The organism is Amycolatopsis keratiniphila subsp. keratiniphila, from assembly GCF_001620365.2.
GTDB lineage: Bacteria > Actinomycetota > Actinomycetes > Mycobacteriales > Pseudonocardiaceae > Amycolatopsis > Amycolatopsis keratiniphila.
Map to the genome: position 1 here is coordinate 127,354 of NZ_LQMT02000020.1, position 24,186 is coordinate 151,539.

Annotated in this window: 22 protein-coding genes; 10 read left to right on the top strand and 12 right to left on the bottom strand. The window is 68.3% G+C overall.

The genetic code is table 11. The annotated features are described in order from the left end of the window. The first annotated feature begins 105 nt into the window (after positions 1 to 105). Together AVR91_RS20780 and AVR91_RS20785 are read left to right on the top strand one after the other, a co-directional pair. On the top strand, positions 106 to 1,995 hold the full coding sequence (locus AVR91_RS20780; RefSeq protein ID WP_063274413.1) for an elongation factor G: 1,890 nt from the start codon (positions 106 to 108) through the stop codon (positions 1,993 to 1,995). 59 nt (positions 1,996 to 2,054) lie between these two features. Then, positions 2,055 to 2,798, top strand: a complete 744-nt coding sequence (locus tag AVR91_RS20785) for a GAF and ANTAR domain-containing protein (protein WP_063274460.1) — start codon at positions 2,055 to 2,057, stop codon at positions 2,796 to 2,798. On the opposite strand, the gene AVR91_RS20790 is transcribed toward AVR91_RS20785, so the two are convergent. After that, entirely contained in the window at positions 2,795 to 3,934 is a 1,140-nt protein-coding gene (locus AVR91_RS20790; RefSeq protein ID WP_063274412.1) for a Gfo/Idh/MocA family protein, read from the bottom strand. The genes AVR91_RS20785 and AVR91_RS20790 overlap by 4 nt on opposite strands. A gap of 89 nt (positions 3,935 to 4,023) precedes the next feature. Beyond that, entirely contained in the window at positions 4,024 to 4,395 is a 372-nt protein-coding gene (locus tag AVR91_RS20795) for a MerR family transcriptional regulator (RefSeq protein ID WP_016336707.1), read from the bottom strand. 64 nt (positions 4,396 to 4,459) lie between these two features. Here AVR91_RS20795 and AVR91_RS20800 point away from each other — a divergent pair, with 64 nt between their 5' ends. Next, positions 4,460 to 5,686, top strand: a complete 1,227-nt coding sequence (locus tag AVR91_RS20800) for an MFS transporter (RefSeq protein WP_063274411.1) — start codon at positions 4,460 to 4,462, stop codon at positions 5,684 to 5,686. Here AVR91_RS20800 and AVR91_RS20805 read toward each other — a convergent pair. Beyond that, positions 5,607 to 6,503 (bottom strand): LysR family transcriptional regulator, encoded by an 897-nt coding sequence (locus tag AVR91_RS20805; RefSeq protein ID WP_063274459.1) that lies wholly within the window; start codon positions 6,501 to 6,503, stop codon positions 5,607 to 5,609. The two genes, AVR91_RS20800 and AVR91_RS20805, sit on opposite strands and share 80 nt — an antisense overlap. 87 nt (positions 6,504 to 6,590) lie before the next feature. On the opposite strand from AVR91_RS20805, the gene AVR91_RS20810 reads away from it, so the two are divergent. Then, positions 6,591 to 7,919, top strand: coding sequence for an aspartate aminotransferase family protein (locus tag AVR91_RS20810; RefSeq protein ID WP_063274410.1), 1,329 nt, complete (start codon positions 6,591 to 6,593; stop codon positions 7,917 to 7,919). A gap of 66 nt (positions 7,920 to 7,985) precedes the next feature. On the opposite strand, the gene AVR91_RS20815 is transcribed toward AVR91_RS20810, so the two are convergent. Next, positions 7,986 to 8,789, bottom strand: a complete 804-nt coding sequence (locus AVR91_RS20815; RefSeq protein WP_063273717.1) for an alpha/beta fold hydrolase — start codon at positions 8,787 to 8,789, stop codon at positions 7,986 to 7,988. A 14-nt stretch (positions 8,790 to 8,803) separates the two neighbouring features. Continuing rightward, positions 8,804 to 9,658 carry a bile acid:sodium symporter family protein gene (locus AVR91_RS20820; RefSeq protein WP_267284123.1) on the bottom strand — a complete coding sequence of 285 codons (855 nt, stop codon included), beginning with the start codon at positions 9,656 to 9,658 and terminating at the stop codon, positions 8,804 to 8,806. Between the two features lie 154 nt (positions 9,659 to 9,812). On the opposite strand from AVR91_RS20820, the gene AVR91_RS20825 reads away from it, so the two are divergent. Next, positions 9,813 to 10,358: a DM13 domain-containing protein gene (locus AVR91_RS20825; RefSeq protein WP_063273719.1), complete on the top strand. Its 546-nt coding sequence runs from the start codon at positions 9,813 to 9,815 to the stop codon at positions 10,356 to 10,358. Here the strand turns inward: AVR91_RS20825 and AVR91_RS20830 are convergent. Beyond that, positions 10,355 to 10,984, bottom strand: coding sequence for a TetR/AcrR family transcriptional regulator (locus tag AVR91_RS20830; protein ID WP_063273720.1), 630 nt, complete (start codon positions 10,982 to 10,984; stop codon positions 10,355 to 10,357). The genes AVR91_RS20825 and AVR91_RS20830 overlap by 4 nt on opposite strands. A 60-nt stretch (positions 10,985 to 11,044) precedes the next feature. Here AVR91_RS20830 and AVR91_RS20835 point away from each other — a divergent pair, with 60 nt between their 5' ends. The 3 genes from AVR91_RS20835 (at position 11,045) to AVR91_RS20845 (ending at position 14,744) form a co-directional block, all read left to right on the top strand. Further along, entirely contained in the window at positions 11,045 to 11,476 is a 432-nt protein-coding gene (locus AVR91_RS20835) for an RpiB/LacA/LacB family sugar-phosphate isomerase (protein ID WP_063273721.1), read from the top strand. Positions 11,477 to 11,737: 261 nt separating this feature from the next. After that, positions 11,738 to 13,366: a glycosyl hydrolase family 18 protein gene (locus AVR91_RS20840; protein ID WP_063273722.1), complete on the top strand. Its 1,629-nt coding sequence runs from the start codon at positions 11,738 to 11,740 to the stop codon at positions 13,364 to 13,366. A 37-nt stretch (positions 13,367 to 13,403) separates the two neighbouring features. After that, complete coding sequence (locus AVR91_RS20845; protein WP_394329960.1) at positions 13,404 to 14,744, top strand: cellulose binding domain-containing protein; 1,341 nt, start codon at positions 13,404 to 13,406, stop codon at positions 14,742 to 14,744. 279 nt (positions 14,745 to 15,023) lie between these two features. Here the strand turns inward: AVR91_RS20845 and AVR91_RS20850 are convergent, their stop codons facing one another. Then, entirely contained in the window at positions 15,024 to 16,775 is a 1,752-nt protein-coding gene (locus tag AVR91_RS20850) for a chitinase (RefSeq protein ID WP_455577839.1), read from the bottom strand. Positions 16,776 to 17,036: 261 nt separating this feature from the next. On the opposite strand from AVR91_RS20850, the gene AVR91_RS20855 reads away from it, so the two are divergent. Next, a complete protein-coding gene (locus tag AVR91_RS20855; RefSeq protein WP_063273725.1) occupies positions 17,037 to 17,669 on the top strand; it encodes a sigma-70 family RNA polymerase sigma factor in 633 nt (210 codons plus the stop codon). Here AVR91_RS20855 and AVR91_RS20860 read toward each other — a convergent pair. From AVR91_RS20860 to AVR91_RS20880, 5 genes are all read right to left on the bottom strand, one after another. Further along, complete coding sequence (locus AVR91_RS20860) at positions 17,666 to 18,313, bottom strand: response regulator (protein ID WP_016336721.1); 648 nt, start codon at positions 18,311 to 18,313, stop codon at positions 17,666 to 17,668. The two genes, AVR91_RS20855 and AVR91_RS20860, sit on opposite strands and share 4 nt — an antisense overlap. After that, positions 18,310 to 19,857, bottom strand: coding sequence for a sensor histidine kinase (locus AVR91_RS20865; protein ID WP_063273726.1), 1,548 nt, complete (start codon positions 19,855 to 19,857; stop codon positions 18,310 to 18,312). Before AVR91_RS20865 ends, AVR91_RS20860 begins: the two co-directional genes overlap by 4 nt. 30 nt (positions 19,858 to 19,887) lie before the next feature. Continuing rightward, positions 19,888 to 20,367 carry a pyridoxamine 5'-phosphate oxidase family protein gene (locus AVR91_RS20870; RefSeq protein WP_063273727.1) on the bottom strand — a complete coding sequence of 160 codons (480 nt, stop codon included), beginning with the start codon at positions 20,365 to 20,367 and terminating at the stop codon, positions 19,888 to 19,890. A gap of 162 nt (positions 20,368 to 20,529) precedes the next feature. Then, the gene (locus tag AVR91_RS20875; protein ID WP_063273448.1) at positions 20,530 to 20,961 is read right to left on the bottom strand and encodes a nitroreductase family deazaflavin-dependent oxidoreductase; all 432 of its coding nucleotides are present in this window, start codon (positions 20,959 to 20,961) and stop codon (positions 20,530 to 20,532) included. 10 nt (positions 20,962 to 20,971) lie between these two features. Next, on the bottom strand, positions 20,972 to 21,754 hold the full coding sequence (locus AVR91_RS20880; protein WP_063273447.1) for a TetR/AcrR family transcriptional regulator C-terminal domain-containing protein: 783 nt from the start codon (positions 21,752 to 21,754) through the stop codon (positions 20,972 to 20,974). Between the two features lie 78 nt (positions 21,755 to 21,832). Here AVR91_RS20880 and AVR91_RS20885 point away from each other — a divergent pair, with 78 nt between their 5' ends. Then, on the top strand, positions 21,833 to 24,094 hold the full coding sequence (locus AVR91_RS20885) for an ATP-binding cassette domain-containing protein (protein WP_063273446.1): 2,262 nt from the start codon (positions 21,833 to 21,835) through the stop codon (positions 24,092 to 24,094). The last annotated feature ends 92 nt before the right edge of the window (positions 24,095 to 24,186 follow it).

Genomic DNA, 24,186 nt, shown 5'->3' on the forward strand with positions numbered 1-24,186 from the left:
CCGGCCCGACCAGGTGCTTTCCCGGAAAGAAGGAGAACGGCGTGCGCCGAGCTGTCGAGTCCCCGAGCCGTATGGACCTTTCGACAGCCCTGGAGCCGTTCATCCATGGAGTACCTGAACCTCGGAATCCTCGCCCATGTCGACGCCGGTAAGACGAGCCTGACGGAGCGCCTGCTCCATCACACCGGTGCCATCGGCACCCTCGGCCGCGTCGACGCCGGGGACACCCGCACCGACACGATGGACCTGGAACGCCGTCGCGGCATCACCATCCGCTCGGCCGTCGTGGCCTTCCGCGTCGGCGACCTGCGCGTCAACCTGATCGACACCCCCGGCCATCCGGACTTCATCGCCGAGGTCGAACGCGCGCTGCGTGTGCTCGACGGTGTCGTCCTCGTCGTGTCCGCCGTCGAGGGTGTGCAGGCACAGACCCGGGTGCTCATGCGCGCGCTCAAACGGCTGCGGATCCCCGTGCTGATCTTCGTCAACAAGATCGACCGGGCGGGCGCCCGCGACAACGGCCTCCTCGGCGATCTCGCCGAACGCCTCGGCGTCGCCTGCGTGCCGATGTCCGAAGTCGACGGCATCGGTACGGCGAGCGCGAAGGTGCGGCCGCTCTCGCCGTCGTCCAGGCAGGCCGAGCAGCTCGCCGAGCACAGCGACGCCTTCCTCACCGCGTATCTCGAAGACACATTGACGGCCCAGGACTACCAGGACGAGATCGTCCGCCAGACCCGGCTCGGCGTCGTCTCCCCTGTCTACTTCGGTTCCGCGCGCAGCGGCGAAGGAATCGCCGAGCTGACTTCGGGCATCCGCGAATTCCTTGCAGGAGCGGGGAAACCCGCGCCCGACGACAGGTTGCGCGCCGCGGTGTTCAAGATCGAACGCGGCCGCGCGCACGAGAAGATCGCTTATGTCCGCGTGTTCTCCGGCGAGCTCGGCGCACGGGACCACGTCCCGTTCCACCGCCCTGGCGGGACGTTCACCGCGGAGGCGAAGGTGAGCGCGGTGCGCGTCTTCGAACTCGGCGACGAGACCGTCGAGGGCCGCGCGAGGGCCGGGCAGATCGCCAAGGTCACCGGGCTCAAGGAGATCCGGATCGGCGACCTCGTCGGTGTCCCCGATGACGAGCGCGCGTCCACGCAGTTCCCGCCGCCCGCCTTGGAAACCGTGGTCATCCCGGCCGGACCCGCCGAGACGGCGGCGGTGTTCACCGCTCTGCAGGAACTGGCGGAGCAGGATCCGCTGATCACCGTCCGGCAGGACGACGAGACCCGCCGGATCTCGGTGCGGCTCTACGGCGAAGTGCAGAAGGAGATCATCGCGGAGACACTCGCCATCGAGCACGGCCTCGACGTCGGCTTCAGCCTCACCCGGCCAGTCTGCGTCGAGCGGCCGATCGGCACGGGGCATTCGGTGTGGCTCATCACGGAGAAGCGGAATCCGCACTTCGCCACGGTCGGGCTCCGGGTAGGCCCCGGCGCCCCCGGATCGGGCCTGACCTTCGGCCTCGACGTCGAACTCGGTTCCCTCCCGCTCGCCTTCCACAAGGCCATCGAGGAGACCGTCGACGCGACACTGCGGCGGGGCCGGTCCGGCAGGGAGGTGATCGACTGCGTCGTGACCGTCACCCATACCGGTTACTTCAGCCCTGTCAGCGCGGCGGGCGATTTCCGCAAGGTCACCCCGTTCGTACTGGAAGAGGCGCTGCGGGACGCGGGCACCGAGGTGCTCGAACCGGTCAGCCGGATCGAGGTGGAACTGCCGGCCGGCTCCGTGACCGCGACGCTTTCCCGGCTGGTCGAAGGCGGCGGGACCGTCACCGGCTCGGTGGTGCGCGGTGACCGGGCCGAGCTGACGGGCCTGCTTCCGCTCGGCGAGGTCGCCCGGTTCGAGCAGCACCTGCCCGGGCTCACCCACGGCGAAGGCCTGATGACCACCGAACCGGCGGGCTACCGGCCCGGGGTTAGCCCGAATCGGCCAATACCCGGCTAGCCGGAACGAGTACGTTCTTGATGGACGGCGAAATCCGCCGTCCGAGGGAAAGGGCCACGATGGATCAGTTTCGCGACACCGCTTCGGCGTTGCGGGAACTCACGGAGTCGATGCGGCTCGACGAGCCCCGCGACGAGTTGCTGGAACGGGTGGCGAAGAAGGTGGTCGGCCTGCTCCCCGGAGCGGACGCGGCCACGGTGACGCTGTACTCCGACGGCGAACCGAGCACCGTCGCTTCCACCGACGAGTCCCTGCTCCCCCTGGACAAGGCGCAGTACAGCGCGGACGAGGGCCCCTGCCTGAAAGCCGCCGAAAGCGGGACGATCGTCCGGACCCTGCTGGACGCCGACGCGGCCGCCCGCTGGCCGGACTTCACCACCACCGCCGACCTGCTCGGCGTGCGGACCTCGCTGTCCTGCCCGTTGTTCGTCCCGGACGAGTCCCACTTCAAGCGGCGTGAGACCGAGCCGCTGTCCGGCGCGCTCAACATCTGGAGCTTCCAGGAGAACGCCTTCGATCCGGTGGAGGCGGCCCTGGTCGCGATGTTCACCTCGGCGATCTCGGCGATCATCCTGACCGCGTCACGCTGGGCCGCCGCCGAACGGCAGGCGGAGACCCTGGTCGCCGCGCTGGAGACCAGGGACGCCATCGCCACCGCGAAGGGAATCGTGATGGCACGTCTGGAGCTGAACGCCGAGGAAGCCTTCCGCTGGCTCACCGAGGCGTCACAGCACACGAACCGCAAGATCCGGGAGATCTCGGTGCTGATCGCGGAAGACCCGGGCGCGGTCTTCGGCCGCTAGGCCAGCGGGATCCGGCGGCCCTCGCGTGAGGACTCGAGGCCGGCTTCCGCGAGCCTGATGCCGCGCACCCCGGCCATGAAGTCGTAGGGGTGCGGTGCGTCGTCCACGACGTGGCGGATGAACTGCTCCCACTGGGCGCGGAAACCGTTGCCGAAGTCCTCGTTGTCCGGCACTTCCTGCCACTGCGACCGATAGGACCGGGTCTCCGCGAGGTCCGGGTTCCACACCGGCTTCGGCGTGGCCTCCCTCGGCTGGATGACGCATTTGTGCAGACCGGCGACCGCGCTGCCCTTGGTGCCGTCGACCTGGAACTCCACCAGTTCGTCGCGGTGCACCCGCACGCACCAGGACGAGTTGAGCTGGGCGACGACCCCGCCGTCGAGCTCGAAGATCGCGTACGCGGAGTCGTCGGCCGTGGCCGCGTACCGGTCGCCCTTCTCGTCGACGCGCTCCGGGATGTGGGTGACGGCCTTCGCGGTCACGGCGTTGACGGCGCCGAAGAGGTTCTCCAGCACGTAGTTCCAGTGGCAGAACATGTCGACCACGATGCCGCCGCCGTCTTCGGCGCGGTAGTTCCAGCTGGGACGCTGCGCCGCCTGCCAGTCGCCCTCGAAGACCCAGTAACCGAACTCGCCGCGCACGGAGAGGATCCGGCCGAAGAATCCGCTGTCGATCAGTCGCTTCAGCTTGAGCAGACCGGGCAGGTACAGCTTGTCGTGGACGACGCCGTTCTTGACCCCGGCCGCCTCGGCGTGCTTCGCCAGCGCGAGCGCGCCTTCGACCGACTCGGCCACCGGCTTCTCGGTGTAGATGTGCTTGCCCGCGTCGATGGCGCGGACGATCGACTTCTCGCGGACCGCGGTCAGCTGCGCGTCGAAGTAGAGCGGGAGGTCTTCGTCGCCGAGCGCGGCGTCGAGGTCGGTGGTCCAGCGGGTCAGCCCGTGCCGGGTGGCGATCTCTTCGAGCTTGTCCGCGTTGCGCCCCACCAGGACCGGCTCCAGCTGGACCCGCGAACCGTCGGCCAGCTCGACCCCGCCGGCCTCCCTGATCGCCAGGACCGAGCGCACCAGGTGCTGCCGATAGCCCATCCGCCCGGTGACGCCGTTCATCACGACGCCGAGTTTCCGCGTGGTCATCCGTTCTCCTTTGAAAGCGCTTTCCTGCCCACATCCTGAAAGCGCTTTCTCGACCTGTCAAGACCGATGCGAGGAAAGTCCCTTCCGGCTCAGGAAGCGGGATCGTAGGCGCGGACCGCGTCGAGATATTCGGTGATGGCGTCCCGGTTGCGGAGCAGGCATTCGGCCCGCCGGGTCATCCGGTCCCGCTCGGCCTCCAGGGTTTCGAGCATCTCCGCGGTCGCGTCCGGGAAGTAGATCTGCCGGGGTTTGTCCAGGCACGGCAGGATCTGCTTGATGATCCTGGTCGGCAGGCCGGCGTCGAGCAGGCCGCGGACCTGGATGACCCGGTCGACCGAAGGTTCGGCGTAGTCGCGGTAGCCGTTGGCCAGCCGCTCCGAGACGATGAGACCCTGCTCTTCGTAGTACCGCAGCAGACGGCGCGACGTCCCCGTCCGCTCCGCCAGCTCCCCGATCCGCATGTGCGCCACCTCACCCCGGCCGACTTGACCTTCACATCTATGTGATGGTTCGAGCATACGGACCATGACTTCGAAACTCCCGCTCGGCGCGCTGCTCGCGCTGACCACGGCGGCGTTCGTCACCGTCCTGACCGAGGCACTGCCCGCCGGTGTGCTGCCCGCGATGAGCGCCGGGCTCGGCGTCGGTGAAGCCGCGACCGGGCAGCTGGTGACGGTGTACGCGATCGGCACCGCACTGACCGCCATCCCGCTCTCCGCCGCGACCGCGGGCTGGCGGCGCAAACGCTTGCTCCTGGCCGGAGTGGCCGGGTTCGCCGTCGCCAACACGGTCACGGCGCTGTCCACGAACTATCCCCTGACCCTCGGCGCGCGGTTCGTCGCCGGGATCGCGGCGGGCGTCGTGTGGGCGCTGCTGGCCGGTTACGCCCGGCGGCTGGCGCCGGAGCCGGTGCGGGGCAAGGCGATCGCCATCGTGATGACCGGTATCCCGCTCGCGCTCTCGCTCGGCATCCCCGCCGGCACGTTCCTGGGCGGCGTCTTCGGCTGGCAGGTGACGTTCTCCCTGATGTCGGTGCTCGCGCTCGGCGTGCTGGGCTGGATCGCGGTGGGTGTCCCCGATTTCCCCGGGCAGGACAAGAGCGGCAGGCTCCCGGTGCGCAAGACCCTAACCGTGCCCGGCGTCGCCGCGGTGCTGTTCGTGACGCTGACGTTCGTGCTGGCGCACAACATCCTCTACACCTACATCGCCACCTTCCTCGAACACGTGTCGATGGGCGGCTCGGTCGATCGGTTCCTGCTGGTGTTCGGGCTGGCTTCGATGGCAGGCATCTGGCTCGTCGGCGTCCACATCGACCGGCGGCTGCGGGCATTGACCGTCGCGGGCACCGTGCTCGTAGCGCTCGGGGCGACCATTTTGGCTCTACTGGGCGAAAATCCGGCTCTGGTCTACGTCGCGGCGACGCTGTGGGGGCTCGGCTGGGGCGGTGTGCCGACACTGCTGCAGACCGCCGCCGCGCGGGCGGGCGACAAGGGCGGTGCGGCGGACATCGCACAGGCCATGCTGGTCACCCTGTGGAACGCGGCGATGGCGGGCGGCGGGATCGCCGGTGGCGTCCTCCTCGACGGTTTCGGTGCCGAGTCGTTCCCCTGGAGTGTCCTGGTGCTGCTCGTGCCGACGTTGGCCGTGGTGCTGGTGGCGCGACGGCACGGGTTCACAGCGGCAGTTCCGGATGGCTCCGGATCGCCTCGAGAACCAGGTCGACCGCGGCGCGAGGCGCGGACCCGCGCCTGATCGCCGCGGTGATGGAGCGATCGACCGGCGTCGCGAGCTCGCGGGTGGCGACGCGGTAGCGCTTGTCGACGGCGAGGCCGGGCAGGAGCGCGATCGAAAGCCCGGCCTCGACGTGCTGCAAGGTCATCATGTAGTTGCTGAACCGGGCGATCACGCGCGGCTCGAAACCGGCTTCACGGCAGAGCCGGGTGGCGAGGTTCGCCATGTACGACTGTGGGATGTCGAACGCCCAGGGCTCGCTCGCGTAGGCCGCGAGGTCGGCGGGACCCCGGCCCGCGGCCGGATGACCGGGCGGGACGACGAGCACGATCGGGTCGGTCGCGAGTGGTACCAGGTCGATGTCCGGCCCGAGCGGCTGCTCGACGAAATCCGTGGTCGTGATGATGACGTCGGCGTCGCCGACCCGGAGCGCGGGCATGCTGACGTGCGGTTCGAGTTCGAGCAGTTCGATCTGGAGGCTCGGATGCGACCGGGCCAGCCGGTTCACCGCGGGGACGGCGATGGTGTGGATCGCGCTCTGGAAGGCGCCGAGGCGGACGTGCCCTGCGGGCCCCTCGCCGAGGCCGCGCAACTCAGCCTCGACGGTGTCCATGTGGTCGAGGATCGCTCGCGCTCGGCGCGCCAGCATGCGTCCTGCCGGAGTCAGCCGGACACGGCGGCCGGTGCGTTCCAGCAGTTGCGTACGCGTCTCGGCCTCCAGGACCGCGAGCTGCTGGGACACGCTCGACGCGCTCAGGTTGGCCGCCTTCGCGACCGCGCGGACGGTGCCGAGCGTGTCGAGCCTGCTCAGCAGGCTGAGCCTCCACGGGTTGAGCATGGCACCCATTGTTGTACGGATCAGCCGAACAGCACAGCCGGAATCGTGAGCTGGACGTGTCGCTCGGCACCGGCTTACCGTCGGAACATGGCTGCTCCCCTCACCGACCTGTCCACCGCCGACCGTTTCTGGGCCGACGCCGACCGGCACCTCGTGCGCTACGCCGGGGCCGGCGATTTCACCCGCGAGATCATCGACCACGCCGCCGGGAGCTACCTGTTCACCGAGTCCGGGCGGCGGATCCTCGACTTCACCTCCGGGCAGATGAGCGCGATCCTCGGGCATTCGCATCCGGAGATCGTCGAGACCGTGCGGCGGCAGATCGGCTCGCTGGACCATCTGTTCAGCGGGATGCTGAGCCGCCCCGTCGTCGACCTCGCGCGACGGCTGGCGGAGACCCTGCCGTCGCCGCTGGAGAAGGCGCTGCTGCTGACCACCGGCGCGGAGTCGAACGAGGCCGCGATCCGGATGGCGAAACTGGTGACCGGGAAGCACGAGATCGTGTCGTTCGCCCGGTCGTGGCACGGCATGACGCAAGCGGCGGCGAACGCGACCTACAGCGCGGGCCGCAAGGGCTACGGCCCGACCGCGCCCGGCAACTTCGCCATTCCCGCGCCGAACTCGTATCGGCCGGATTTCGTCGGCCCGGACGGGGAACTGGACTGGAAACGCCAGCTGGACTTCGGGTTCGAGATGATCGACGCCCAGTCCGTCGGCAGTCTCGCGGCGTGCATCGTCGAGCCGATCCTCAGCTCGGGCGGGATCATCGAGCCGCCGGTGGGGTATTTCGCCGCCCTGCGAGAGAAATGCCGTGAGCGCGGGATGTTGCTGATCCTCGACGAGGCGCAGACCGGCTTGTGCCGCACGGGAAACTGGTACGCCTTCGAACGCGACGGCATCGTCCCCGACATCCTCACGCTGTCCAAGACGCTGGGTGCCGGTCTCCCGCTGGCGGCGGTGATCACGAGCGCGGAAATCGAGCAGGAAGCGCACGACCGCGGCTATCTGTTCTTCACCACGCACGTCGCGGACCCGCTGGTGGCGGCCGTCGGGAACACCGTGCTCGACGTCCTCACCCGCGACCGGCTCGACGAACGCGCCACTGACCTGGGCGCCTTCCTCCGCCGCGGCCTCGACGACATCGCCGCCCGTCATCCCGTCGTCGGCGACATCCGGGGACGGGGGCTGCTGGTCGGCGTGGAACTCGTCGCGGACCGGGCCACGAAACGCAGCTCCGACGAACTGGGCGCGCTGGTCACGCGACGCTGCCTCGAACTGGGGCTGCACATGAACATCGTGCAGTTGCCGGGGATGGGCGGGGTCTTCCGGATCGCTCCCCCGCTGACGGCCACCGAAGACGAACTGGCGGAGGGGCTTGAGGTGCTGGACAAGGCGATCGGGGACGCAAGCGCGTAAAAGGCAAGCCGGTCTTGGGGCGCGCTGGTCGTGAGTGGCGTTTCGGGTTCTAACCCGAAACGCCACTCACGACCCCCTGAACTCCCGAAGCAACCGGACGACCTCACCCGGCCGTTCCAAGAACGGCGAGTGCCCGGCACCCTCCACGACCTCCACCCGCGCCCCGGCCGCCGAATACCGCACGGAAGTCTTGTCACAGTCGTAAAAACGGTCCCGGCGGCCGAGAATCACCAGGCACGGCAAGCCCAGGGCCGCCACTTGCGCATCCAGAGGACGAAATGCGAGCAGTCGCGCGCGGTCCACGAGTACCACGCGCGCCATCGCGGGCGCGGTGACCGCGTGATCGGCCAGGTCCTGCAAGGGATCGCCGAACCAGCCCGTGCGGCGGAACCGGGAAACGTATCGGACCCACCGCCGGTGAGCCACGAGCCGCACGAGCGCGCTGACCATCGGCAGCAGAACCGGACTCCCCGGCGGAAAGGACGCGTAGCTGTAATCCGGCGCCTGCCCGATCACCACGACCGAACCCACTCGCGGCGAGATCTCGGCCAGCGCCAAGGCGACATCCGCCCCGAAGGAGTGACCGGCGACCAAGACATCCTCGACGCCCAGCGCATCGAGGACACCGGCCACCATGTGCGCCTGCGACGCCGCGTCGAGCCCGGACGAACCACCGGTGCATCCGTGCCCCAGCAGATCCACCCGGATCACGTGATGCGCCGCGGACAGCCCGAGGGTGAGCCGGTCGAACCAGTGCACCGACCCGCAATACCCGTGCAGCAGCACCACCGGCGGCCCGGCGCCGTCCTGACGCACATGGACGGCGACACCGTTCACGTCGAGGATGTCACCGATGGGAGAACGAGCCACGCCCCCAAACTAGCTCAGACCGGCGCGCTCTCCCTGCTGCGGGACAACAGGAAAGCCGCGATCCCGGCGGGGAAGAACATGAGCACGCCGTAGACCCCGGCGGGCACGGCCATCGCCTTGTCGCCGAGCACGGAATACGCCACGGCGATGGCGAGGGTGGCATTGTGGACACCGATCTCCATGGCGGAAGCGATCGCCTGCCCGCAGTCCACCCGGAACAGCCGCGGCACGTAGTACCCGATCGCGAGGCTGAGCACGGAAAGCGCCAGCGCCACCGGCCCGAGCGTGCCGATGTTGTCCACCAGCGTCCGGAACTCCTGCGCGATCGCGGCCGCGATCACCAGCACGAGCACCACGGCGGAGCCGATCTTGACCGGTTTGCGCATCCGCTCGGCCCAGCCGGTGAACCGGCTCCGCACGATCATGCCGAGCACGACCGGGATCAGCACGATCGCGAAGACCTGCACGAACTTCGCGGGCTGGAGCCCGACCGAGGCGCCGCCGTCGAGGAATTCGGCCATCGCCAGGCTCACCACCAGTGGCAGGGTGAACACGGCGAGCACCGAGTTGATCGCCGTCAGTGTGACGTTGAGGGCGACGTCGCCGCCGGCGAGGTGGCTGAAGAGGTTCGCCGAGGTCCCGCCGGGCGACGCGACGAGCAGCATCATGCCGACCGCGAGGACGCCTTCGAGACCGAAGAGGACGATGAGGCCGACGCAGATCACGGGCAGCACGATCATCTGGCACACCAGCGCGATGACCGCGGCCTTCGGGTACTTCAGCACGCGCGTGAAGTCGCCGACGGTCAGGGTCAGCCCCAGCCCGAACATGACGAGCGCCAGCGCTACCGGCAGGAGGATGGAAAACATCGCCGAACCCATCGCGGGCCTCCGTCCGATATGCCCTTTTCAGATCGGCAATCGTGTCAAGCGGCGTGAACCCGGTCAAGCCACCGAAACCCAGACGTGACCCGTAAGAGTTCGGTAACCGCGCTTCGGGCCCCGCGCGGGGTTCAATGTAGGCATGAAACGCAAGCGGGTGCTCGCCGTCGTGGCGGCCGGACTGGTGGTGGCGGTGGCCGCCGGCCTCTACTGGTTCCAGCCCTGGAAGCTCTGGGTGAACGAAACGGTTCAAGAGGCCTTACCCGTCGCCGAAACGACGGCCCAGCCCACCACCCAAGCCACCGGAAGTGCCACGCCCGCCCCGAAAGAGCCCACGGTCGTGGCGACCGGCGCGCTGATCAGCCACGAGCACGCGACCACCGGCGACGTCCGGATCCTGCGCGCGGCCGACGGATCCCTGGTGCTGCGCCTCGAGAACCTCGACACGAGCAACGGCCCGGATCTGCGGGTCTGGCTCACCGACGCGCCGGTGATCCCCGGCAAGGCAGGCTGGTCCGTGTTCGACGACGGTGCGTACGTGAGCGCCGGGAAACTCAAGGGCAACAAGGGAAGCCAGAACTACACGCTGCCGGCGGGCACCGATCTGGCGCGCTATTCGAGCGTGACGATCTGGTGCGACCGGTTCAACGTGTCCTTCGGCGCGGCCGAGCTGGCCAAAACCGTTTAGGCGAGGCGGTCCACGGCGTATTCCATCTCCGCGCGAACAGCGCGTAGATCGATTCCGCCGGGGTCGATGATCGAGGCCACGGCGATCCCCCGCAGCTGCCCCACCAGCGCCGCCGCGTACGCGTCCGGGTCGCGGACGCCGGTGATGGACCCGTCCGCGAGTCCGGCGGCGACGGTCTGCGCGATGGCGAACCGGTAGCGCCGATCGGCCTCGGTCATCGCCGACCGCACCGCCGGATCGCCGACGGTCGCGTCCGTCCAGAGCACCACGAACGCCCGGTTCAGCGGCGGCATGTCGGTGAGCAGCTCGAAGAAGATGTCCAGCAGGGCACGCAGCATGTCCATCGGGCTCGGCGTCAGCCCGCCCGTCCGCGTGGCGACGGCGGCGCTGAAGACGTCGGCGAACTTCTCCGCGGCGAACTCGACGAGCCGCTGCACCAGCGTCTCCTTCGAGCCGAACAACTGGTAGACGACGCCGCTGGGATAGCCGGTCCTGGCGCAGATCATGCCGATCTTCAGCCGGGCGAAACCTGCCTCGCCGATCAGGCGGGCGGCGGTTTCGAGAATCCGGGTCCGTGCGATCTCCTGGTCACGCTGGACCTGGTGCTCCTCCGCAGACGAGTCCACGGCGCGATCCTCCCATGACTTCCGGTTCGTCACCCGTCGACGCGGCGTTACGATCCGGACATGAGGATCGCCTTCGCCGCCGACGACCGGAACGCCACCACGGACGCCGTCCAGGCCTATCTCGCCGAGGCCGGCCACGAGGTGCTCCGCCCGGCGGCGTCGGACCTCTGGCCCGAACTCGGTGCGGCGGTGGGCCGGGCGGTCGCGGACGGCGAGGCCGATTTCGGCGTGGTGATGTGCTGGACCGGGACGGGCACGGCCATCGCGGCCAACAAGGTGCCCGGGGTCCGCGCGGCGCTGGCCTGGGACACCTGGATCGCCGCGGGCGCGCGCAAGTGGAACGACGCGAACGTGCTGGCACTGAGCCTCAAACGGCTCGCCCCCGACGTGGCCGTCGAAATCACCGACGTGTTCCTTTCCGGTGTCGTGCCCGACCCCGACGAATCCGCGAATATCGCCCGGCTCGGCGAAATGGACGAATTCCGCCGCTGACCGGCGGTGAACCAGTGAACGATTAACGCTGTCGAACGTATTAGGCCGTTCGCAGGAAAATCACCACTCTACGTAGTGATGCTTCCCATATTGGTCCAGACCACGTACCGTCTCCCGCAACAAAGCGTTCCGCATGGAGGTGGTCGATGAAGACTCATCCCCGCCTGCCCGGTTTCGGCCGAGGCAACGCGATGTCGCCGATTTCCCTTTGACGAAATCATCTCCAAGATCATTTCCCGGCACCGGGTTGTAAGGAGTGAAATGTCGAGAAAAAGATGGCATCTGGTCGGCCTGTTCACGGCCGTCGCGGCGCTGGCCGTCGGTCTGGTGACCGTGCCCGCGAACGCGGCGGGCGGGGTCGGAGCCACCCTGACCAAGGGTTCGGACTGGGGGTCCGGCTGGGAAGGCAAGTACACGATCACCAACAACTCGGGATCGAGCCTGACCTCCTGGACCCTCGAGTTCGACCTCGCGGCGGGCCACTCGATCGCTTCGCTGTGGGACGGCAGCTACACCGTCTCCGGCCAGCACGTGACCGTCAAGAACACCTGGAACGGCAACCTTTCCAACGGCGCGTCCACCAGCTTCGGCTTCAACGTCAAGTACTCCGGCGCCTACACCGCGCCCGCCAACTGCAAGATCAACGGCGGCTCCTGCGACCCGGGCGGCGGCAACCCGACCACGACGCCGACCACCACGACGTCCAATCCCCCGACGTCGACCAGCACGAGCAACCCGCCGACCACCACGACTTCGAACCCGAACCCGGGCGCGAAGAAGAACCTCGGCTACTTCGTGCAGTGGGGCGTCTACGGCCGTAATTACCACGTGAAGAACATTCACACTTCCGGTTCCGCGGCCAAGCTGACGCATATCAACTACGCGTTCGGCAACGTCACCAACGGTTCCTGCACCGCGAACGACGACACCTACGCCGACTACGACAAGTTCTACGACGCCGCGTCCAGTGTGGACGGTGTCGCGGACTCGTGGGACGCCGGTTCGCTACGCGGTAACTTCAACCAGCTGCGCAAGCTCAAGAAGATGTACCCGGGCCTGAAGGTGCTGTGGTCGTTCGGTGGCTGGACCTGGTCCGGCGGCTTCGGCCAGGCGTCGAAGAACCCGGCCGCCTTCGCGGAATCCTGCTACAAGCTGATCAAGGACCCGCGCTGGGCCGACGTCTTCGACGGCATCGACATCGACTGGGAATACCCGAACGCCTGCGGTCTCACCTGTGACACCAGCGGCCCCGCCGCGATCAAGAACGTGGCACAGGCGCTGCGCACCAAGTTCGGCTCCTCGTTCCTGGTCACCGCCGCGATCACCGCGGACGCCAGCAGCGGCGGCAAGATCGACGCCGCCGACTACGGCCCCGCGTCGGCGTACTTCGACTGGTACAACGTCATGACGTACGACTTCTTCGGCGCTTGGGCGGCGCAGGGCCCGACGGCCCCGCACTCGCCGCTGACGTCCTACCCCGGCATCCCGCAGCAGGGCTTCACCTCCGACGACGCCATCCAGAAGCTCAAGGCCAAGGGTGTCCCAGCGAGCAAACTGTTGCTGGGTATCGGTTTCTACGGCCGAGGCTGGACCGGCGTCACCCAGGACGCCCCGGGCGGCACCGCGACCGGTGCGGCACCGGGCACGTACGAGGCGGGCATCGAGGACTACAAGATCCTCAAGAACAGCTGCCCGTCGACCGGCACGATCGCGGGCACCGCGTACGCGAAGTGCGGCAACAACTGGTGGAGCTACGACACTCCCGCGACCATCAACGGAAAGATGGGCTGGACCAAGAACCAGGGTCTCGGCGGCGCGTTCTTCTGGGAACTCAGTGGTGACACCTCCAACGGTGAGCTCGTCACGGCCATGCGAAACGGCCTGAACTGAGAGGTTGACAGTGGCTAAGCGGACTTGGATCCAGGCCATCGGCCTGTCCGCCGCTGCCGCAACGGCCGGCGCGGTCCTCGTGATCGCGCCGGCCTCCGCGGCCGGCGGCGTCGGCGCCGCCTTCAGCAAAGGCTCCGATTGGGGCTCGGGCTGGGAAGGCAAGTACACGATCAGCAACAACTCGGGTTCGAGCCTTCCCGCCTGGACGGTCGAATTCGACCTCCCCGCGGGGCACTCGATCGCTTCGCTGTGGGACGGCAGCTACTCGGTCTCCGGACAGCACGTGACGGTGAAGAACACCTGGAACGGCAACCTTTCCAACGGTGGCAGCACCAGTTTCGGGTTCAACGTCAAGTATTCCGGGGGCTACGTCGCCCCGGCGAACTGCAAGATCAACGGTGGTTCGTGCGATCCGGGCGGCGGCACGACCACGACGCCGACCATCCCCACCAGCACGACGACCACATCGTCCCCGACGACGACCACGAGCAACCCGCCGCTGCCCGGCGGCCGTGGCGCGCCGTATCTGTACATGGGCTGGGGCAGCCCGCCGAACCCCCAGACGGTCATGAACGCGACCGGGATCAAGTGGTTCACGATGGCGTTCATCCTGTCGTCCGGTGGCTGCAACCCGGCTTGGGACGGCAGCCGTCCGCTGCAGGGCGGTGTCGACGCGAACGCGATCGCGCAGATCAAGGCCGCGGGCGGGCAGATCGTGCCGTCCTTCGGCGGGTGGAGCGGCAACAAGCTCGGCCCGAACTGCTCGACGCCGGAAGCGCTCGCCGGCGCCTACCAGAAGGTGATCGACGCCTACGGTCTCAAGGCGATCGACATCGACATCGAGAACACCGACGAGTTCGAGAACGCGGTCGTGCAGGACCGCGTGCTGAACGCGCTGAAGATCGTGAAGGCGAACAACCCCGGTATCCAGACGATTCTCACCTTCGGCACGACGACCACCGGCCCGAACTTCTGGGGCCAGCGGCTCATCGACCAGTCGAAGGCGCTGAACGCCGGGATCGACGTCTACACGATCATGCCGTTCGACTTCAATGGCGGCGCGGACATGTACGGCAACACGATCAACGCCGCGAACGGTCTGCGGGACAAGCTGAAGTCGACCTTCGGGTGGAACGACGCCACGGCGTACGCCCACCTGGGCATCAGCGGGATGAACGGTCTCTCGGACCAGCGGGAACTCACGAGTCTCGACACGTGGACCCGGATCACGAACTGGTCGAAGACCAACAAGACCGCCAGGCTGGCGTTCTGGTCGACCAACCGGGACCGGGGCTGCCCGAACGGCGGGGTGGCCGAGAACTGCAGTGGTATCGCACAGAACGACTGGGACTTCACGCGGATCACCGCCGGCTTCTGACGTCCCCTTCGAACCGCGGGCCCGCACCGATGCTGCACGGTGCGGGCCCGCCCCTTTGCCCGCGTGGGGCTTCGCTGGGTCTTGCGGCCGCGCGAGAGGGTTGCGAAAGCCACTTTCGCAACCTTCAGCGTTGCGAAAGTGGCTTTCGCAACGCCTCCCCGGCCCCGTGGCCGACGCCCACAAGCCCTGAAGTACGTGAAGGCCCCCTTCACTGCGTCTAGCGCAGTGAAGGGGGCCTTCACGTACTCACCACCGACGCATTTAGTCCTCTGAATGCGGTCAGGGCAAGGCGTTCAGGAACGGCTCATGGGCGTTCTGGAACTCCCACCCGTAGTACCGGTCCCAGTTGATCGACCACGTCATCAGCCCCCGCAACGCCGGCGAAGCCCCGCCCCGCAGGGAATACGACCCGCACCCGGAGTTCTTCACCAGGCAGTTCAGCGCCGAATGCACCGCCGCCGGCGCGGTGTGCCCGTTGCCCGCGCTCACCGCGGCGGGCAGGCCGAACGCGATCTGGTCCTCACGCAGCCCCGGGAACCGGAATCCGGTCGAAGACACCGTGAAACCCGCCTTGATCATGTCGGTCATCGCGATGTGGAAATCCGCGCCGCCCATGAAGTGGTACTGGTTGTCCAGGCCCATCACCGGCCCGGAGTTGTAGTCCTGGACGTGCAGCACGGTCAGCGCGTCCCGCATCGCGTGGATCACCGGCAGGTACGAACCCGTCCGGTTGTCGGCACCGCCGAGACCGCCGTAGTACTGGTATCCGGTCTGCACGAAGAACGTCTCCGGCGCCATCGTCAGCACGAATCCCGCGCCATAGCGGGCTTTCAACGTCTTCAGCGCCGAGATGAGATTGACGATCACCGGCGTGGTCGGGTTGCGGAAGTCGTTGTCCCCGGAGTTGAGGTACAGCGAGTGTCCCTCGAAGTCGATGTCGAGGCCGTTCAGCCCGTACCGGTCGATGATGGCGGACACCGAATTGACGAAGGCGTCGCGCGCCGCGGTCGTGGTCAGCTGGACCTGACCGTTCTGGCCGCCGATGGAGATCAGCACCTTCTTGCCCTGCGCCTGCTTCGCGCGGATCGCGGCGATGAAGTCCGCGTCGCTTTCCACGGTCGGGCATTCCGCGACCGGGCACCGCGTGAAGCGGATGTCGCCCGAGGTCACCGAAGTCGGCTCACCGAAGGCCAGGTTGATGATGTCCCACGCCGCCGGGACGTCGGACATCCGCGTGTAGCCGGAGCCGTTGGCGAAACTCGCGTGCAGGTAGCCGATCAGCGCGTGCTTCGGCAGGCCGGTGTCGACGCAGCCGGAGGTCGTGGCGCCCGCTTCGGTGGTCTTCGGCGATTCGCCCGCGCTGTTGTACGCGGCCACCGAGTAGTTGTGCGACGAACAGGCCGTCAGTCCCGAGATCGTCGCCGAAGTCCCGGTCACCGTCGCGACCACAGTGCCGCCCTCGTACACGCGATAGCCGGTCACCGTCCCCGCCGAAGCGCCCCACGAGAGCGCGATCGACGAATTCGTCACCGTGCCCACGGCCGGGTTGCCCGGCGTCGGCGGCGCGCCGGGGGTGCCACCGCCGGGTCCGTCGAGGCTGATGTCGTCCGCGTAGTAGGTGCCCGACCCGTACCAGCCGTGGACGTACACCTCGGCCGTCGTCTGCGTGGCCGACGTCGTGAACGAGAGCGACAGCTGCGTGTACGAGGTCGCCGCGGTCCAGGTCGACGGCCCGCCCGTGACGCCGAGGTACACCGGGTTCCCGTTCACCCAGGCCGAAACCGCGTAGGTCGTGTTCGGCCGGACGGATACCGTCTGTGCGCATTTGCCGATCGTCGAGCCGGGCGTGACCGAAACGGCGTAACCGCCCGAACGGACCGGTGTGCTCACGGCCGCGCCCGCCGCGCAGGACCAGCCGGAGGTCGAGCCCGCCTCGAAACCGGGATTGAGGAGCAGGTTGGCCGCGTTCGCGGTGCCACCGCCCGTGATCAGGCCGGTGAAGGTGAGCACCAAAACGGCCAGAAATGCCATGGATCTGGAACGCCTCATCGCGATTCCTCCGTGAAAGGGCGGCCTGCCGCCGCGCTGGGCTAATTGTCTAGACCAATCTGGCGAAAGTCCATACCCCGGGCCCACCAGGGTCCAAAGACCCGACTACTCCGGGCTCCTATACCGGTGTGACGCGCGGCCGCGCTCCGTAACGTCGGAACGGCCAAAGAGGGCTGGGGGCTTTCGGGAGGTGGGGATGATGGGAACGCACAGGACCGTGCCGAGAACGGGCGATCCGGCGTGATGACCGTGTCCGAAGCCGTGCGCCCCACCTACGTACCCCGGCCGGGGGAACCGGACGGCGAACTGATCCGCGCGGCGATCGGCGGTGACCGGCGCGCCGTCGAGAGCCTGCTGGCCCTCCTCCGGCCGATCGTGTTCCGGTACTGCGCCGGCAGGCTGGGCGGGACGGTACGCGGCGTCTCCAACGCGGAGGACTGCGCGCAGGAGGTCCTGATGGCCGTCCTCGTCGCCTTGCCGCGCTACAGCTACCAGGACAACAGCTTCCTGCCGTACGTCTTCGGGATCGCCTCGCACAAGGTCGCCGACGTCCGCCGCAACCTCGCGCGCGATCCGTCCGCGCCGGTGCCCGATCCGGAGCCCGACCAGGACGGACCGTGGAACCCGACGTTCGAAGAGGTCGAGAAGGCCGATCGCCGCCGACGGCTGTCCCGGCTGTTCGAGGTCCTCTCGGCGAAGCAGCGCGACGTGCTGGTGCTGCGCGTGATCCACGGCTACAGCGCCGAGGAGACCGCCGTCGCGCTGGGCATGGCGAGCGCGGGCGCGGTCCGCGTCACCCAGCACCGGGCCCTCAACGAACTGCGCCGCGTGCTGCGCGAGGATCCCGGTTTCGCCGGCGGGTTCACCTTCTTCTAGGAAGTGGACTTGCGGCGCTGGGTGGCGTAGACGGCGGCGGCGGTGCGCCGTTCGAAACCGAGCTTGTGCAGCAGGGACGACACGTAGTTCTTGACGGTCTTCTCCGCCAGGTACAGCTTTTCCGCGATCTGCCGGTTCGTCAGCCCGTCGGCGATGTGGTCGAGCACCCGCCGCTCCTGCGGGCTCAGCTGTTCGTACCGCGGGTCCGGGAGGTCGGTCTCGCCGCGCAGCCGGTTCATCACCGACGCCGTCAGCGTGCTGTCCAGGAGCGATCCGCCCGCGGCGACCGTGCGGACGGCCTTGACGAGCGCGCCGCCGGAGACCTGTTTGAGCATGTAGCCCGCCGCGCCCGCCATGATCGCGCCGAACAACGCGTCGTCGTCCGAATAGGACGTCAGCATCAGGCAGGCGGGCGGCGGGTCGATGGACGCCCGGATCTCCCGGCAGACGCTCACTCCCTCACCGTCCGGCAGCCGGACGTCGAGCACCGCGACCTGCGGTTTGACCGCGGGGATCCGCACGTACGCCTCGGCGGCCGTGGACGCTTCGCCGACCACGGTGAAATCGTCCTCGGCCTCGAAGACGGTCTTGAGCCCGGTGCGCACGAGTTCGTGATCGTCAAGGAGGAACACCGAAATCGTCATCCCACACTCCCCTGTCGGGCCGGCAGTTCCACCGACCAGTCGAGCCTCGTGCCGCCTTCGGGGCGCGCTTCGACCCGGAACGTCCCGTTCCAGCGGGCCGCGCGTTCGGCGAGGTTCGCCACCCCGCTGCGATGGCCGGGTTCGGCGGGCATGCCAACGCCGTCGTCCACCACCGAGAGTTCGAGCCACCGCCCGTCGCGGTCGACCGCGACGTCGACCGAGACCGTCGTCGCCGCGGCATGTCTGACCACATTGGACAGTGCTTCGCGCAGTGTCGCGATGAGATCCGAGCGGACCGTGTCCGGCACGGTCGAGTCGAGCGGCCCGTCGAACCCGACCCGGGGTTCGGACGCGCAGCCCGCGTCCAGCGCGACCCGCAGCAGCTCCGACCGCAGACTGCCCTGCGCCTCCGCCGGTTCCTGCAGGGAGAAGATGCTGTTGCGGATCTCGCGGATGGTGCGGTCGATCTCGTGCGCGAAACCGGTCACCCGGTCGGCGACGGCGGGCTCGCCGGCGAGCCTGCTGAGCCCCTCCAGCCCGAGCCCGATCGCGAACAGCCGCTGGATCACCAGGTCGTGCAGGTCGCGGGCGATGCGGTCGCGGTCTTCGAAGACGGCGAGCCGCTGCCTGTCCTGTTGCGCGCGGGCGAATTCGACCGCGAGCGCGGCGTGCGCGGCGAAGGTCTCGGCCAGCTGGACGTCGTAGGCGGAGAACGGGGTCCGGTCGCGGAACTTCGCCACCAGCAGCACACCGAGCTTCTCCTCGCCGACGATCAGCGGGACGGCGACCGTCGAGTCGAGGTCCTTGACCGCCGCGGGCATCACGGCGCCACGACCGCCTTGGTACTCGACCACCTTCTCGCCGTAATCCCGGACCACGACGGGCTTTCCGGTGGTGAACGCCATCCCGGTCGCGGTGCCCTCGGTCGGCACGACGATCCCGGCGAGCCGGTCCGAGTCCGGGCCCGGCGGTTCGACGATCTCGAAGACCAGTTGCCCGTCGCCGCGCGGCCGGGCCACCGCGCCCGCGGTACCACCGGCGACGACACGGGCGCGTTCGGCGATCAGGCGGAGGGTCGCGGTCAGATCCTGGTCGGCCAGGAGCGCCCCGGTGACGTGGTAGGACGCTTCGAGCCAGCGCTCGCGCCGCTGCACCTGGTCGAACAGCGCGGCGTTCTCGATCACCACACCGGCCGCCGCGGTGAGCGCGACGAGCAGGTCGTCCTCGGATTCGGTGAACTCCTCGCCGTCCGGTTTGCGGGCCAGGTACAGCATCCCGAAGATGCGGCCGCGCATCCGGATGGGCACCGCGCGGGCCTCGTCGTCGGACGGCGGCCGCTCCCAGGCATCACCGAAGCGGATGAACTCGTCCGAATCGAGCACGCTGAGCGCGCCGAACGGGGCACCGGTCAGCTCACAGGCGGATTCGACCATCCGCCGCAGGACGTCGGACAGGCTGAGATCGTGGGCGATCCCCGCCACCGCGTCCAGAATCCTCGGCGCCTTGGCGTCACTCGCCGCACTCACCCGCCGCACCGCCGTCACCGTCCTGGAGTAACTCCCCGGGCAGTGGGGTCAGGAATGACAAACGCGCCCGGATCGCTCATCTGGTGCGTCGATCACGGACAGTGCTTCGTTACTGCAAGCGCCGAGGATCCTTCGACCTGTTACCGACTCGATGGGGATCCTGAGATACCGGGAGTCCTTCCGGCCGGTCCAGCAGCCCAGCGGCAACGTCTCGAGTTCGGCGATCACCAGGGGATCGCGCACCTCGGAGGCACGGCCGACGACGGTGACGAACCAGCCTGCCCCGAGGTCCTTGGCGAACTCGTCGACCGAGAACGCCACCACACTGTCGAGCACTCCGGCGAACAACGCGCTCTGCGACGGCGTCCGCACCACGATCGCGCCGTGGTGCAGCGCGAACCGCGCCGGCTGGATGGCGGGCATGGCCCGGGAGGTGAACACCACCCGGCCGAGCCCGGCACGCGCGAGCAACGCCAGGCACTGCTCGCGGTCGAGCGTCTCGAGACCCAAGGAGTCGGACATCGGCATCCCCGCGTTCTCGTAGTCCACTGCGTCGAGGTCCACGGTCCCCGGCTTACCGACTCGCCGGTAGGGCCGATGGACCCGGCCCGTGCGGGGGATGCCGGTCCGGTGGGTCGTGAGTGGCGATTCGGGTTAGANNACTCACGACCCACCGGACCGAAAACGCGCCTACGCCTTGGGCGAGAGCAGGACGACGGGGATCTCCCGCTCGGTCTTGGTCTGGTACTGCGCGTAGTTCTTGAAATCCGCGGTGATCTTGGGCCACAGGCGGGCACGCAGATCGGCGTCGGCGACGCTCGCCACCATCGGCTGCGCGGCCTCACCCTTCAGCGTGACCTGGACCTCGGGGTTGTCGCGGAGGTTGAGGAACCACGCCGGGTGCTGGTCGTCGCCGCCGCGGGAGGCGACGATGACGTACGCGTCGCCCTCGCGCAGCGGCGAGGTCAGCAGAACGGTGCGCGGCTGGCCGGATTTGCGGCCGATGGTGGTCAGTTCCAGCACGGTCATCCCGGCGACCTGCCAGCCGGCGCGGCCGCCGCTGACCTTCTGGATGACGCGGTGGACGGCGTTCATGGTCTTCAAGGCGAAATCGGAGGGCATGCGGAGAAGGCTACTCCGCTTTGGTCGCGACTTCGATTCCGTCCAGCAAGACGGACAGCGAGAACTCGAAGGCCTCCCTCGCCTCCTGCTCCAGATAGGACACCGTCTCGTCCTCCATCCGGAACGCCAGCTCGGCCTCCATCCAGGTCAGCGTCGGGAAGCGCTCGGCGAAGTCGGGCGAGACCTCCTTCAGATGCGCGGACCTCGCGTACCACCACTCGTCGTCCGACTGCCCTGTCACCTTTTCGGCCAGCCTGGCCTCCGAAGCCGTCCTGGCGGGCTCGCGCACGCACGAATACAGCGCGCTGACCAGCCGCCGCAACGCCGCCGGGCGCAATCCGGTCCGGCGCAGGATCCTCACCAGCGCCTCCAGCACGACGTATTCGTTCGGCCCGAGCACCGGCCGCGCTTGCGAGACCTGCAGGACCCAGGGGTGCCGGAGGTAGAAGTCCCAGAGATCCTCTGCCCAGCGAGCCGCTTCCGCACGCCACCCGTCTCCGTCGTAAGTGGCCGGAAGCTCGGCGAGCGCCTTGTCGTACATGAGGTCGACCAGTTCGCTCTTGCTCGGGACATAGGTGTAGAGCGCCATGGCCGTGCGGCCGAGCCTGTCCCCGACCGCACGCATCGAGAGGCCCGCCATGCCTTCGGCGTCCGCGATGGTGATGGCGGTCTCGACGATCAGATCCACCGAAAGCCCCGGTTTGGGGCCGGGCCGCTCGGCGTCCAGGGGCTCGGTCCGCCACAGCAGGGCCATCGACCGCCGGGGGTCTCCTTGCGCCGCGTAGACGACCACTTGCCAACTCCTTACAGCATAAACTAACCTCTGCTACCCTCACTTTACAGGCTAAAGAGTTCCAACCAGGGGAGAGCCATGCCTTCGGCCGCCGACAGCCACGACATGATCCAGGTGCGCGGAGCCAGAGAGAACAACCTCGCCGACGTCTCGGTCGACATCCCCAAACGCCGCCTCACCGTCTTCACCGGTGTCTCGGGGTCGGGGAAGTCGTCCTTGGTGTTCGGCACCATCGCCGCCGAGTCGCAGCGGCTGATCAACGAGACCTACACCGCGTTCATCCAGTCCTTCATGGCCCCCGTCGGGCGGCCGGACGTGGACGCGCTGCGGAACCTGAGCGCCGCGATCGTCGTCGACCAGGAGCGGATGGGGGCCAACTCCCGCTCCACGGTCGGCACCGCGACCGACGCGCACACCATGCTGCGGATCGTCTTCAGCAGGCTGGGAACGCCGCATATCGGGACGTCGGGCGCGTTCAGCTTCAACCTTCCCGAGGGGATGTGCCCCGACTGCGAGGGGCTGGGGAAGGTCTCCAGCATCGACATCGACCAGCTCGTCGACAAAGAGCTCTCGCTCGACGAAGGGGCGATCACCGTCCCGAACTTCGCGCCGGGCAGCTGGTACTGGAAGGGACTGGCGGAGTCCGGTTTCGTCGATCCGGCGGTCAAGCTGAAGGACTACACCCCGCGGCAGTGGGAAGACTTCATGCACAAACCCGCCACCAAGATGAAGCTCGGCGGGATGAACACCACCTACGAGGGCCTGCTGGTGAAGGTGCAGCGGCTCTTCCTGTCGAAGGACAAGGAAGCGACGCAGCCGCACATCCGGGCCTTCGTGGACCGGGCGATCACCTTCCGGCGATGCCCGGCGTGCGACGGCGCGCGGCTCAACCAGGCGGCGTTGTCCTCGAAGATCGAGGGGCTGAACATCGCCGACTGCTCGTCGATGCAGATCAACGATCTCGCCGACTTCCTCCGCAAGATCGACGATCCGTCGGTCGGGCCGCTGATGCAGACCCTGCGCGGCACCCTCGACTCGCTCGTGGAGATCGGGCTCGGCTACCTGAGCCTCGACCGTGAGTCCGGGACGCTCTCGGGCGGCGAGGCACAGCGCGTGAAGATGGTGCGGCACCTGGGTTCCAGCCTCACCGACGTCACCTACGTGTTCGACGAACCGACCGTCGGGCTGCACCCGCACGACATCCAGCGGATGAACGGTCTCCTGCTGCTGTTGAAGGACAAGGGGAACACGGTGCTCGTCGTCGAACACAAACCGGAGACGATCGAGATCGCCGACCACGTCGTCGACCTCGGGCCCGGCGCGGGACCGAACGGCGGGCGGATCTGCTACACCGGCGACGTCGCCGGCCTGCGGGCGTCCGGCACGCTCACCGGACGGCACCTCGACCACCGGGCGCGGCTGCGCACCGACGTCCGCACGGCCCGCGGGCAGATCGAGATCCGCAACGCGACCCGGCACAACCTGCGCGGCGTCGACGTCGACATCCCGCTGGGCGTGCTGACCGTGGTCACCGGGGTCGCCGGTTCGGGGAAGAGCTCGCTCATCCACGGCTCACTGTCCACGAGGGACGATGTGGTGGTGCTCGACCAGTCGGCCATCCGCGGCTCGCGGCGGAGCAATCCGGCGACCTACACCGGCCTGCTCGACCCGATCCGCACCGCGTTCGCCAAGGCCAACGGCGTCAAGGCGGCCCTGTTCAGCGCGAACTCCGAAGGCGCGTGCCCGAAGTGCAAGGGCATCGGGCTGATCTACACCGACCTGGCGATGATGGCCGGGGTGGCGACGGTCTGCGAGGAATGCGAGGGTAAGCGGTTCACCGCCGAGGTCCTGACCTACAAGCTGCGGGGCAAGGACATCAGCGAGGTGCTCGCCATGCCCGTCGCCGAGGCGCGCGAGTTCTTCCCGTCGGGGCAGGCGCGGACGATCCTGGACCGGCTTTCCGACGTCGGCCTCGGCTACCTCGGGCTCGGGCAGCCGCTCACGACGCTGTCCGGCGGGGAGCGGCAACGGATCAAACTCGCCATCCGGATGGCGGAGAAGTCGGCGACCTACGTCCTCGACGAGCCGACCACCGGCCTGCACCTCGCCGACGTCGACCAGCTGCTGGGCCTGCTCGACCGGCTCGTCGACGACGGGAACACGGTGGTGGTCATCGAGCACCACCAGGCGGTGATGGCGCACGCGGACTGGATCGTCGATCTCGGGCCGGGCGCGGGTTCGGACGGGGGTCAGGTGGTGTTCACGGGGACTCCGGCCGATCTGGTCGCTTCGGGTGACACGCTCACCGCGCGGCACCTTCGCACCTACGTCGGCCGCTAGCGCGTGTGATCGCCTCTGGCGAGGTTGGCGTGTTGCGAAAGCCACTTTCGCAACGTTGAAGGTTGCGAAAGTGGCTTTCGCAACCTCGTCGG